This is a genomic window from Cellulomonas septica, assembly GCF_012396155.1.
Classification (GTDB): Bacteria; Actinomycetota; Actinomycetes; order Actinomycetales; family Cellulomonadaceae; genus Cellulomonas; species Cellulomonas septica.
The window spans coordinates 1-11,156 of sequence record NZ_JAAXOY010000041.1 but is presented as its reverse complement, the minus strand read 5'-3'; the positions used below and the strand labels follow the sequence as shown (position 1 = coordinate 11,156).

The window sequence follows — 11,156 nt, the reverse complement described above, 5'->3', positions numbered from 1 at the left end:
GGCGGCTGGGGCGCGAGGTCGACCTGCTCACCTGGCTCGGGCTCGACGCGGAGGGTGACGCAGTCCGCCGGCACCTGGAGGCGTCGCACGTGCGCGTGCTGCAGGGCGACCGGTCGCCCGCGCGCACGCCCGTCGCGACCGCGCACCTCGACGCGCAGGGCGTCGCGACGTACGAGTTCGACCTCGAGTGGGACCTGCCGACGTCCTGGGACGAGCCCGCGGGTGACCCGGTCGTCGTGCACACGGGGTCGATCGCGGCGGTGCTGCAGCCGGGCGGCGCGCGCGTCGCGCACGAGGTGTCGCGGCGCCAGGGCACGTCGACGATCACCTACGACCCGAACCTGCGCCCGGCCCTCATGGGCTCGCCCGCGCACGCGCAGCCGTACGTCGACGCGCTCGTGCGGCTGGCGGACGTGGTCAAGGTCAGCGACGAGGACCTCGCGTGGCTGCACCCGGGTGTCGCGCCCGCGGAGATCGCCGAGGAGTGGAGCCGGTCCGGCCCCGCGCTCGTGGTCGTGACGCACGGCGGCGAGGGCGCGTTCGCGAGCACGTCGGCGGGGGCACGCCTCACGGTCCCGGCACCGAAGGTCCAGGTCGCGGACACCGTCGGCGCGGGCGACTCGTTCATGGGCGGGCTCATCGACGGGCTGTGGTCCGCCGGGCTGCTGGGCGCGGACCGTCGGGAGGCCCTGCGCGACGTGGACGCGGCGACGGTCGAGCGCGTGCTCGAGCGCTGCGCGCGCATCGCCGCGATCACCGTGTCGCGCCCGGGCGCGAACCCCCCGACGTCGGCCGAGCTCGACGCCTGACGGCTGACCGTCGCGGAACCGCCCGCGGGCGACGACCGGCCGCGCCTCACTCGTTCAGGGGTCGATTGCTCGAGGCCGCTCCATCCGTAACCCGCGCCCACCAGGCGACACGGTGTCCGAGCGGACGCTCGTCTGCCGTACCCCCCGCACCTGTCGAAGCGGTGAGCCCTCGCGTTCCTCGCCCGCTCCGCTCTCCTAAGGGTCTGTTGCCGCGTCGGGGAACAGCATGGCCTCCCAGTCTGGCGGCCATGCGGGCGCGCGGAGCGCCTTTTCGCAGGCGACCGAAAGGACCTGTCGCACGAGCCAGACTATTTCCCAGTAGTCGTATCTATTACGAAACACCTCGAATTGCTTCTCTAAATCCACGGCTCGGCCATGGGCTATCTGGCTGCGAAGCGAGTAGGCCTTCTTCATCAGCGCTCGCGTCTCCCGCCGACCAACAATCCCGTCCTCAGGCGCCCACAGCGCCGCCCTCAAGCTCAATTGGTGCGATAGTTCACCCTGCTCTGCCCCACCGAGATACAGCGCTTCCGCCGCAATCATGAGGTCGAGAAGCTCATCTTCGGGATGAGTTCGCATGGGAGAGTGCCTGAGTCGCCGCAGTGCGAGGCGGATTGGTCGAGGAAGCGCAGGCGATCTGACGAGACGCCAGACTTTCGCAACTCGCTCACCCGAGACAGTGCTGACCGTATGGCTGGACGTCTCACGAACCGCTTGTTGGTACGACCGCCCCATGCCGCCAAACAGCCAGTCTTTAGCCACCGAGAATGTCCCAAGGGTGGCGATAGGCCTAGGTGACGTCAGCGCAAGAACCGCATCAATCGCTTCGTCGATTGGAATCAAAGTCGCGTCTTCGTCGAAATCGAACAGTGTCCTGTGGGAATGTCGAATGCATCCAAATGTCCATTGGAAATCAGAAACCACGATCCGCGAAGCGCTGCCGACGCGCACTACCCCAAGGTTCAGTGCAACCGCCAACTCGGTCGGTTCTAGTCGGTCGAATTGGATTCCATCCTCTAAGTCGATCGCCGCCGCGGGTGAGGTGGGCAACACCCATATCGACAATTGAGGACGCGGCTCAGCGAGGAACTCTTCGAACTGTTCGTAGAACTCTTCGAATACTTCATCCAGAGACCCCTCAACGTCAGCCCCCGGCGGCGGGAGAAGCTTCGCGGCCGCGTTGAGCTCGCGATCGTCCACGCCCGCGAGATTGGCACCGGTGAGGTCAACGACTTTCGCGATCTCCTCGCGCACCTTGGCCCAGGTTGCCAGACGTCCGAATTCAGCCATTAGTTCGGGCGGCATTCGGACTGCAGGCGGCCTTGAGGCCCGTGAAATGGTCGCTGTTTGCTCGCTCTGCTCGATGACGCGCCAGGGATCCTGCACAACAGCGATCGGACGGCCGTCGTAGCTTGCTATAAGGGGGAGCGCCTCCGCACGCCATGCGTCGATCGCGAGTCTCAGTTCAGGGTAGATCGCCATAAGGGACGGGCCATTCTGCGCGATTGTCTGGTCAGCGGCTACGGTGCTTCGACTTGATGCAGCGAGTGCCCGAAGGGGTGGCGACTTGCCTATCGGCGAACCGCAAGGCACGTCAACGGAACGGGCCGACGGCGGCGTTGATGCCCGAATGTACCGTGCAGAGCGCCTCGATCGACGCCTCGCCGTCGCGTGCCGGCCGTCGCGCCTTCGAGGCTTGCGAGCGCCTTCCGTACTGCCTCGAGGCGCGCGGCCCCCTCGCGCGGGGTCGGCCTCGCGGGCCGGGCCCGCGCTCCGCTCGCGGACTCGCTTCGCGCGCCCCGCCCGTCCAACCGACCCGCGACGAAGGCGGCCCGAAGGACATCCGGAACCGCCACCACCGCCTACTTCCGCCACTCCGAGCGCCCGGCGACGCACTGATCACCGGTCGTCCTGCCGTTGACCGTCCCGGCGTCAAAGCGCCTACGGCCTCGCTCCGCGATGGCTGGCGCCACCCTCCCCCCCCGACCAACGACGACAACCGACGACCGACGACCGACGACCGACGACCGAGACCGTGCTCTGTTCTCGGTTTATGACCTCGAATTGCCCAGCCGCAGAAGTACGCTCGCCGGCGGTCCGAATGGAGCCGCTTGCAGGCACCGCATGCACCCGAAACACGCTTGTCGCGGCTTGCGGAAGATACGGCAATCCCTCGTCATGAGAAGGTCCGAGCGGGCCTTGCGCGCAGTCAGGCGGTCTTCGTGCGCTCCCGGTCGCGCTGCTCGCGCGCGTGGGCCCGCTCGAGCGACGCCTTGCGGTCCTGCTCGTTCTGCTCGTCGATCGCCTTCGCCTCACGCTCGTCGAAGGTGAGGTTGTCGCCCGTCTCGGGGTCGAACACGAGGATCTTCGACGCGTCGAACCACAGCGAGGCCCGGTCGCCGTCGCGGACGCGGGAGTCGGACGCGAGCGCCACGACGAGCTGCGTGCGCAGGCCCTCGCCGTCGAGGTCCCGGTCGAGCTCCTCGAGCTTGCCGCGCACGGACTCGTGCGTCTCGAACGGGATGTAGGCGAACAGGTCGGAGCCCAGCCACTCGGTGACGTCGACGTCCGCCTCGAACGTGACGCCGCCGGTGCGACCCTGCCGCTGCGCGACGGTGCCGTCCTCGAAGTGCTCCGGCCGGATGCCGACGATCACGAGCTGGCGCGACCCGATCCGGCCCCGCAGGTCGTCGGTGAGCGGCACGTCGGCGAAGGGCAGGCTCAGGGTGTCGCCGGAGAGCTCGCCGGGCACGAAGTTCATGGGCGGCGAGCCGATGAACCCGGCGACGAACAGGTTGACGGGGTGCTCGTAGAGGGCGCGCGGCGACGCGACCTGCTGCAGCTCCCCCTTGCGGAGGACGGCGACCCGGTCGCCGAGCGTCATCGCCTCGGTCTGGTCGTGCGTGACGTACACGGTGGTCGTGCCCATGCGGCGCTGCATGCGGGCGATCTCGGTGCGCATCTGGCCGCGGAGCTTGGCGTCGAGGTTGGACAGCGGCTCGTCGAAGAGGAACGCGCGCGCGTCGCGGACGATCGCGCGGCCCATCGCGACACGCTGCCGCTGCCCGCCGGACAGGTTCGCGGGCTTGCGCTCGAGGTGGTCCTGCAGCTCGAGCGTCTCGGCGGCGAACCTGACCTTCTCCCGGATCTGCGCCTCGGTGAACTGGCCCTTGGTGAGCCGCAGCGGGAACGCGATGTTCTCGGCCACCGTGAGGTGCGGGTAGAGCGCGTAGTTCTGGAACACCATCGCGAGCTGGCGGTCGCGGGGCGCCTTCTCGTTGACGCGCTCGCCGCCGATCTTCAGCTCGCCGTCGGTGATGTCCTCGAGCCCGACGATCATCCGCAGCAGCGTCGACTTCCCGCAGCCGGACGGGCCCACGAGGATGACGAACTCGCCGTCGGCGATGTCGAGGCTGACGCCCTTCACGGCGTGGAAGCCGTCGGGGTAGCGCTTCTGGATGTCGGTGAGGGTGATCGCAGCCATGGAGGTCTCCTTCGGGTCAGCCCTTGACCGCGCCCTGGGTCAGGCCCGCGACGATCTGGCGCTGGAACAGCAGCACGAGGATGACGACGGGGATCGTGACGATCACCGCCGCGGCGGAGATGGCACCGGTCGGCTCCTCGAACTGGGAGGCGCCGGTGAAGAACGCGAGGGCCGCGGGCACGGGGCGGGCGCGGCTCGTCGAGGTGAGCGAGATGCCGTAGACGAAGTCGTTCCACGCGATGAAGAACGCGATGAGCGCGGTGGTGAACACGCCGGGTGCGGCGAGCGGCACGATCGCCTTGCGGAACGCCTGCCAGTTGGTCGCGCCGTCGACCTGCGCGGCCTGCTCGAGCTCCCAGGGGATCTGCCGGAAGAACGCGGCGAGCGTCCAGATGGAGATCGGGAGCGTGAGGGACAGGTACGGGATGATCAGGCCCGCCCACGTGTCGTACAGGCCGATGTTGCGCCACAGGTTGAACAGCGGCGTGACGATCGAGATGACGGGGAAGATCGAGACGCCCAGCGCGGTCGTGAGGATGAGCCGCTTGCCGGGGAAGTCGAGCCGCGCGATCGCGTAGGCCGCGAGCGTGGCGAGGACGACGGCGATGGCCGTGGCGATGAGCGAGATGCCGATCGAGTTGCGCAGCGCCGGCAGGAACAGGTCCCGGGCGGACCCGTCGGGCCCGAGGATCTCGTTGTAGTTCGTCCACGTCCACTGCGACGGGAGGAACGTGCCGGTGTTGAGCTCGCTGGGCAGCTTGAACGACGTCGCCATGATCGACAGCACGGGGAACAGCGCGTAGGTCAGCACGAGGACCGTGATGACGGCCCAGGCGACCTTCATGCGGGTGGACAGGGCGCTCATCAGCTCTCCCCCCTCGCACCGGCGAGATCGACCTTGAAGAGCTTGATCGCGATCCAGCAGATCCCGATCACCGCGAGGAACAGCAGCACCGAGATCGCGGACCCGAGGCCGATCTCGAGTCTCCCGATGGACGTCCGGTAGGCCAGCAGCGACAGCACCGTCGTGCCCGCGGAGCCGTTGGTCATGATGAAGACGTTGTCGAAGATGCGGAACGCGTCGAGGGCCCGGAACAGGACGGCGACCATGATCGCGGCCTTCATGTTCGGCAGCGTGACGCGTCGCAGGCGCTGCCACCACGTCGCGCCGTCGACCTCGGCGGCCTCGTCGAGCTCGCCGGGCACCTGCGCCAGACCCGCCAGGAGCAGCAGCGAGATGAACGGCGTCGTCTTCCAGATCTCCGAGGCGATGATGACGAAGATCGCGGTGCCGAACTGGGCGAACCAGTTGAGGTCCTCGTTGATGCCGGGCACCCAGTCGAACCACGTGTTGACGTAGCCGGAGTTGATGTCGAACGCGTAGAACCACGCGAACGCGGAGACGACGGTGATGATGCCGTAGGGCACGAGGATCGCGGTCCGCAGCAGCCCGCGGAGGCTCTTGATCGCGCGGTGCATGACGAGCGCGAGCGCGAACCCGAGGACGAGCTCGACCGCCACGGTGACCACCGTGATGAGCACGGTCACGCCGAACGCCTGCCACCACACCGCGTCCGACAGCACGACGCCGTAGTTGGCCAGCCCGACGAAGGTGCGGTCGTCGGGGGCGGTGAGCCGGTACCGGAACAGCGAGTCGTACGTCGCCTGCAGGATCGGGTACAGCGTCACCGCCAGCATGACGACGAACGCCGGTCCCGCGAGGTACCAGCCGAGCCGCGCCTCGGCCCGTGCGCGGTCGGACCGCAGCGCCTTCGCGGGTCGCCCGGCCGTGCCGCGGATCTCTGCCGCCGCGGGGGCGGTCGCCTGGCTCGTCATGACCCCTCCCCTCTCACAGCAGCTGGTCGCCGCGGAGGACCGCGGTGATGAAGTCGGTGGACTTCTGCGGCGTCGTGTCGGGGTTCACCGACGACGGCGGGTGCCACGTCTCCTGCAGACCGGACGACACCTCGTTGTAGTAGGGCGTCTGCGGTCGCGGCGCGGCCTGCTCGAGCGACTGGCGGATGACGGGGGCCATCGGGAACGCCTCGATCACCTGCGGGTCGTCGAACGCCGTCGTGTTGGACGGCGGGTTGCCGTTCTCGACGAAGTAGTAGACCTGGTTCTCGGGCTGCACGATGCACTCGGCCGCGGCGAACGCCTGGTCGACGTACCGGCTGAACGCGCCGACGCCGAGGTTGATCCCGCCGTACGGCGGCCGGGACTCCTGCGCCTCGTCGACCTGCGGGTACAGGGCCCAGCCGATGTCGTCGAGCACGGACTGCTCGATCGCGCCGTCCTCGACGCCCGCCTTGGTCGCGGGCCAGACGAACGGCCAGTTGACCATGAACGAGCCGCGGTCCCCCTGGAAGATCGTCATCGACGCGTTCTCGTCCTCGGTCGGCAGCGCCGGTCCGGCCAGGTTGTCCTTGCCGATCGTGCCGATGATCTCCGCGGCGGCGCGGCCCGCGTCGGAGTCGAGCCCGAGCGTGAGCTCGTCGGCCGGTGCCTCGGGGTTCTCGAGGATCTGCCCGCCCGCTGACTCGACCAGCGCGTTGATCCAGACGGTGAGCGACTCGGCCTTGGCGCCCTGCACGCTCAGGTACTTGTCCTGGGACTTCGACGCCTCCATGATCTGCTGCCACGTCACGGGTGCCGTCGCGGGATCGAGGCCCGCGGCCTGAGCGACCGACTTGCGGTACCAGAGCAGCTGCGTGTTCGCCCAGAACGGGACCGTGACGAGCTCGTCCCCCCACGTCGCGCCGTCGAGCGCGCCCTGCACGACGTCCTGCGAGACGCGCTGCGCGACGTCGTCCGGGATCGGCGCGAGGAACCCGGGCTCGGCGAGCTCCGGGATGAACGGCGGGTCGAGGCTCATGAGGTCGATCGACGTGTCCTTCGCCGCGAGGCGGCGCGCGAGCTGCTCGCGCTGCGACGCGGCGTCGCGCGGCAGCACCGAGACCTCGATCCGGTACTCGCCACCGGCCTCGTCGGTGCAGCGGCTCGCGATCTCCGCCTGACCGCCGTCGTCCGGGTTGATGTACCACGTGAGCACGGGCGGACCGGACTCGGCCGCGCACGCCGCGAGCGGCGCGAGCAGACCGACCGCCGCCACCATCACGAGCGCTCTCGTCCGGCGTCGCACGAGCCACCTCCCCCGTCGGCGCAGCGTCGCGCCATGACCTTGCCTACTCCTGTTGTCGCAGGTCCGCTACACAAGTGCGTCATCCCGCGCGGGTGACGGGCGACCGCCTGGCGGTCACGCGCTGCCGCTCGGGCGCGTTGCTGCCACGATGGCGGGCGTGCCGAACGTGACGCCCGCCGAAGCCTGGTCCGCACTGCGTGAGGGGAACGCCCGCTTCGTGCGCGGCGAGATGGAGCACCCGTCGCAGGGCATCGACCGCCGCACCGAGGTCTCCACCGCCCAGCACCCGTTCGCCGTGATCTTCGGCTGCTCGGACTCGCGCGTCGCGGCGGAGATCATCTTCGACCAGGGCCTGGGCGACGTGTTCGTGGTCCGCACCGCCGGGCACGTGCTCGACACGACCGTCATCGGGTCGATCGAGTACGGCGTCGAGGTGCTGGGCGCGTCGCTCGTCGTCGTCCTCGGCCACGACTCGTGCGGGGCCGTCGCCGCCGCGACCGCCGCGCTGCAGGAGGGGTCGCTCCCCCGCGGGTTCGTGCGGGCCGTCGTCGACCGCGTCATCCCCTCGATCGTCAACCTCGCGGGCGAGGGCGGCATCGGCAACGTCGACGCCGCGACGCTCGGCCACGAGCACGTCCGGCACACGGTGCAGATGCTGCAGGGCTACTCGGTGTCGCTCGCCGAGGCCATCGCCGAGGGGCGCTGCGCGATCGTCGGACTCGAGTACACGCTCGCGGACGGCCAGGTGCACCTGACGGAGTCCGTCGGCGACATCGGCTGACGGCCGGGGCGGGCGCAGCGGCACGCCCGGGGCCGCGCGTCAGAGCCAGGAGTCCTCGGGGCCCGGGCGAGCGCCCGGCTCCTCGTCGTGGGCCGTGAGGCGCTCGCGCCAGTAGAGGCCCCCGTCCTGCCGCCGACCCACCAGACCGGCCTCGACGAGGTCGCGGCGCAGGCGGACGGGGTCGTCGAGCACGAGGACCCGCCCGGCCCGGACGAGGCGCGCCCCGCCGGCGGCGTCGATGTTGTGCAGCCACTGCACGTCCGGGCCGTAGGTGAGCGCGACGACGACGCCGCGGGGCGTCCGGAACGCCATGACGGGGGTGCGGTAGCGGCGGCCCGACGAGCGACCGACGTGGTGCAGCGTCGCGAGCGGCGGGACCCGGTCCGAGAAGAGCCCCATCACCGGGTTGGTGACGGCCCGGTTCACGCGGGTGATCCAGTGCGGGATGGGCATGGGGTGGACCGTACCGACGGTCCGCCGGCGCGGCACCCGGGGTCCGTCGCGGTCGGCGTCCGAGGGGGCGGGTGCGCAACGTAGGAGGTCGCGCGGGATGGTGCGACCGGGACGCCCGGCGTGTCGCGAACGGTCTCGCTGGGCGGGACTCGACTTGCCTCCGCGCGCCGGTCCGACCCACGGTGGAGAGGTCCGCAAGCGCTGCCCCGGCGTCGGACGGCCCCCGGGTCGACCGCGACGGGGTGGTGTTCCCCGGCACGAGAGGAGCCGCCTGTGCTCACCCTGACCGAGAACGCCTGCACCGCCGTCCGGACCCTCACGGAGCGGGCCGGCCTGCCCGACGAGACGGGCGGGCTGCGCATCGCCGAGCAGGACGCGGGAGGCTTCGAGCTCGCGCTCGTCGCCGCGCCCGTGCCCGGTGACGACGTGGTGTCCGAGGCGGGTGCCCGCGTCTACGTCGACCAGCGCGCCGCGCACACGTTGTCCGCGCAGCGCCTGGACGTGGAGCCGACGGCGAGCGGCTCGAGCTTCACGCTCTCGCCGCAGTGACCCGGGCGCCGCGGTGAGGCCGCGGCCCTGGACCGTCCCCGCTCGCTGAGCGGGACGGCGTCCCCGACGGCGGGGCGGGAGGCGTCACTCCCGCCCCGCCGTTCCCGTGTCCGGGTGCCGACCGCGTGGGCCGTCAGCGCGGCGGTGCGTCGGGTGCCGCGAGACCCTTGCCGACCGTGAGCAGGAGCTGCGTCACGACGTCGTGCGGGCCGGCGGTGCCCTGCGCGAGCTCGCTCCACGCGGCGTACAGCGACGCCCACACGGTGGTCTGCACCCACGCGGCGGTGAGCCGGGTGTCGAGCGACCCGTCGGCGAGCCCGCGTGTGCAGGCGGCGTCGAGCGCGTGCGTGAAGCCGTCGGCCAGGTCGCAGTCCTCGAGCGGCACGAGGCCCGTGAAGACGAGCGTCAGCAGGTCGCCGAGGCGCAGGCACTCCTGGCACGCGCGCAGGATCGCGTCGAGCCCGGGCCCGTCGTCGAGCCGCGCTCGGTCGGCGACGGCGGCGAGCCGCGTGCCGGCCTCCTCGGTGACGGCGGCGAGCAGGTCGCCGCGCTCGGGGAAGTAGCGGTGGAGCGTGGTGCGGCCGACGTCGGCGGCGTCGGCGATCTGGCCGAGGCTCGCGCCGGCGTCCTGCGCGAGGGTGCGGATCGCGGCGTCGACGATGGCCCGCCGGGTGCGGGCGCGCGCGCCGCTCGCGATGTCCGTGCTCACGATCGGACAGTAGCACCGTGTTCCACAGTGGAATCACTGTTGACCGGGATGGAACACCAGTGTTCCACTAGACGCATGCCGCCGACGACCGCGCCCTCGACCGACACCCCGGACGCACCGGACACCGCCGACCCGCCTCCCGGCGCCACGACCACACCGGCCGAGCCCGAGCTCCCGCGCGGCGAGCGGCTGCGCATCCTGGTCTCGTTCGCCCGCCCGCACGCGCGCTCGCTGTCCCTCGGGCTGGTCCTGGGCCTCGCCGCCACCGCGATGGGCCTCGCGACGCCGATGGTCACCAAGTGGGTCCTCGACTCGCTCACGGCGTCGGGCGACCTCGCGGCACCCGTCGGCGTGCTGCTCGCGCTGCTCGTCGTCGGCTCCGCGGTCGGCCTCGCGCAGTGGATCCTCATGGGGACCGTCGCCGAGCGCATCGTCTACGACGCCCGTCGCTCGCTCGTCGACCACTTCCTGCGCGCGACCGTCCCCGCGATCACCCGCCGGCCCGTCGGCGAGCTCGTCACGCGGACCACGTCCGACACGGTCCTGCTGCGCGAGGCCGCGTCGTCGAGCCTCGTCAGCCTGGTCAACGGGACCGTGTCGCTGATCGGGACGCTCGTCCTCATGGCGGTGCTCGACCTCGTGCTGCTCGGCACGACCATCGCGGCGATCGTCGTCGTCGGCGCCGTCATGGCCGTGCTGCTGCCGGGCATCGGGACCGCGCAGCAGGCGTCGCAGGAGTCGATGGGCCGCCTCGGCGGGACGCTCGAGGGCACGCTGCGCGCGGTCCGCACCGTGAAGTCGAGCCGGGCCGAGCGGCGGCAGGGGGACAAGATCCTCGTCGACGCGCAGGGGGCCCGCGACCACGCCATCCGCGCCGTGCGGACCACCGCCGTCGCGTGGACGGTGTCGTGGGGCGGCATCCAACTCGCGATCGTCGTCATCCTGGGCCTCGGCGCGTGGCGCGTGTCCGAGGGTCTGCTCGCGGTGTCCAGCCTCGTCGCGTTCCTGCTGTACGCGTTCAACATCGTCGGCCCGATCACCGAGCTCACGCAGAGCTTCACGCAGCTCCAGTCGGGCATCGCCGCGGCCGCGCGCATCCGCGAGGTCACCGCGATGGAGACGGAGGAGCCGCCGGCGCCGGCGGGTCCGGGCGCGGCGCCGGCCGGAGGGGGCATGGACGCGGCGTCGGTCGACACGGACGGTGCGCGCGACGGCCGCACGGCCGCGGG

11 protein-coding genes are annotated in these 11,156 nt (G+C 71.0%); 4 read left to right on the top strand and 7 right to left on the bottom strand.

Features of this window, described 5'->3' with window-relative positions; translation table 11 throughout:
- A partial coding sequence (locus HGA02_RS03470) for a PfkB family carbohydrate kinase (protein WP_168677617.1) occupies positions 1–809 on the top strand: 809 nt, incomplete at its 5' end.
- Between the two features lie 195 nt (positions 810–1,004).
- Here the strand turns inward: HGA02_RS03470 and HGA02_RS03465 are convergent.
- The 5 genes from HGA02_RS03465 to HGA02_RS03445 form a co-directional block, all read right to left on the bottom strand.
- Positions 1,005–2,291 (bottom strand): HEPN domain-containing protein, encoded by a 1,287-nt coding sequence (locus tag HGA02_RS03465; RefSeq protein ID WP_168677615.1) that lies wholly within the window; start codon positions 2,289–2,291, stop codon positions 1,005–1,007.
- A gap of 727 nt (positions 2,292–3,018) precedes the next feature.
- On the bottom strand, positions 3,019–4,293 hold the full coding sequence (locus HGA02_RS03460; protein ID WP_168677613.1) for an ABC transporter ATP-binding protein: 1,275 nt from the start codon (positions 4,291–4,293) through the stop codon (positions 3,019–3,021).
- Between the two features lie 16 nt (positions 4,294–4,309).
- Entirely contained in the window at positions 4,310–5,158 is an 849-nt protein-coding gene (locus tag HGA02_RS03455; protein ID WP_168677611.1) for a carbohydrate ABC transporter permease, read from the bottom strand.
- Positions 5,158–6,129 carry a carbohydrate ABC transporter permease gene (locus tag HGA02_RS03450; RefSeq protein WP_168677609.1) on the bottom strand — a complete coding sequence of 324 codons (972 nt, stop codon included), beginning with the start codon at positions 6,127–6,129 and terminating at the stop codon, positions 5,158–5,160. The genes HGA02_RS03455 and HGA02_RS03450 overlap by 1 nt, the downstream gene beginning before the upstream one ends.
- 13 nt (positions 6,130–6,142) lie before the next feature.
- Entirely contained in the window at positions 6,143–7,435 is a 1,293-nt protein-coding gene (locus tag HGA02_RS03445; RefSeq protein WP_425483023.1) for an extracellular solute-binding protein, read from the bottom strand.
- Positions 7,436–7,583: 148 nt separating this feature from the next.
- Here HGA02_RS03445 and HGA02_RS03440 point away from each other — a divergent pair, with 148 nt between their 5' ends.
- On the top strand, positions 7,584–8,216 hold the full coding sequence (locus HGA02_RS03440) for a carbonic anhydrase (RefSeq protein ID WP_210728120.1): 633 nt from the start codon (positions 7,584–7,586) through the stop codon (positions 8,214–8,216).
- Between the two features lie 39 nt (positions 8,217–8,255).
- On the opposite strand, the gene HGA02_RS03435 is transcribed toward HGA02_RS03440, so the two are convergent.
- Positions 8,256–8,669: a nitroreductase family deazaflavin-dependent oxidoreductase gene (locus tag HGA02_RS03435; protein WP_246247375.1), complete on the bottom strand. Its 414-nt coding sequence runs from the start codon at positions 8,667–8,669 to the stop codon at positions 8,256–8,258.
- 273 nt (positions 8,670–8,942) lie between these two features.
- Here HGA02_RS03435 and HGA02_RS03430 point away from each other — a divergent pair, with 273 nt between their 5' ends.
- Positions 8,943–9,218 carry an adhesin gene (locus HGA02_RS03430; protein WP_168677605.1) on the top strand — a complete coding sequence of 92 codons (276 nt, stop codon included), beginning with the start codon at positions 8,943–8,945 and terminating at the stop codon, positions 9,216–9,218.
- 133 nt (positions 9,219–9,351) lie between these two features.
- Here the strand turns inward: HGA02_RS03430 and HGA02_RS03425 are convergent, their stop codons facing one another.
- A complete protein-coding gene (locus HGA02_RS03425; RefSeq protein ID WP_168677603.1) occupies positions 9,352–9,927 on the bottom strand; it encodes a TetR family transcriptional regulator in 576 nt (191 codons plus the stop codon).
- A gap of 75 nt (positions 9,928–10,002) precedes the next feature.
- Between HGA02_RS03425 and HGA02_RS03420 the strand changes: the two genes are divergently transcribed.
- A partial coding sequence (locus HGA02_RS03420; protein ID WP_168677601.1) for an ABC transporter ATP-binding protein occupies positions 10,003–11,156 on the top strand: 1,154 nt, incomplete at its 3' end.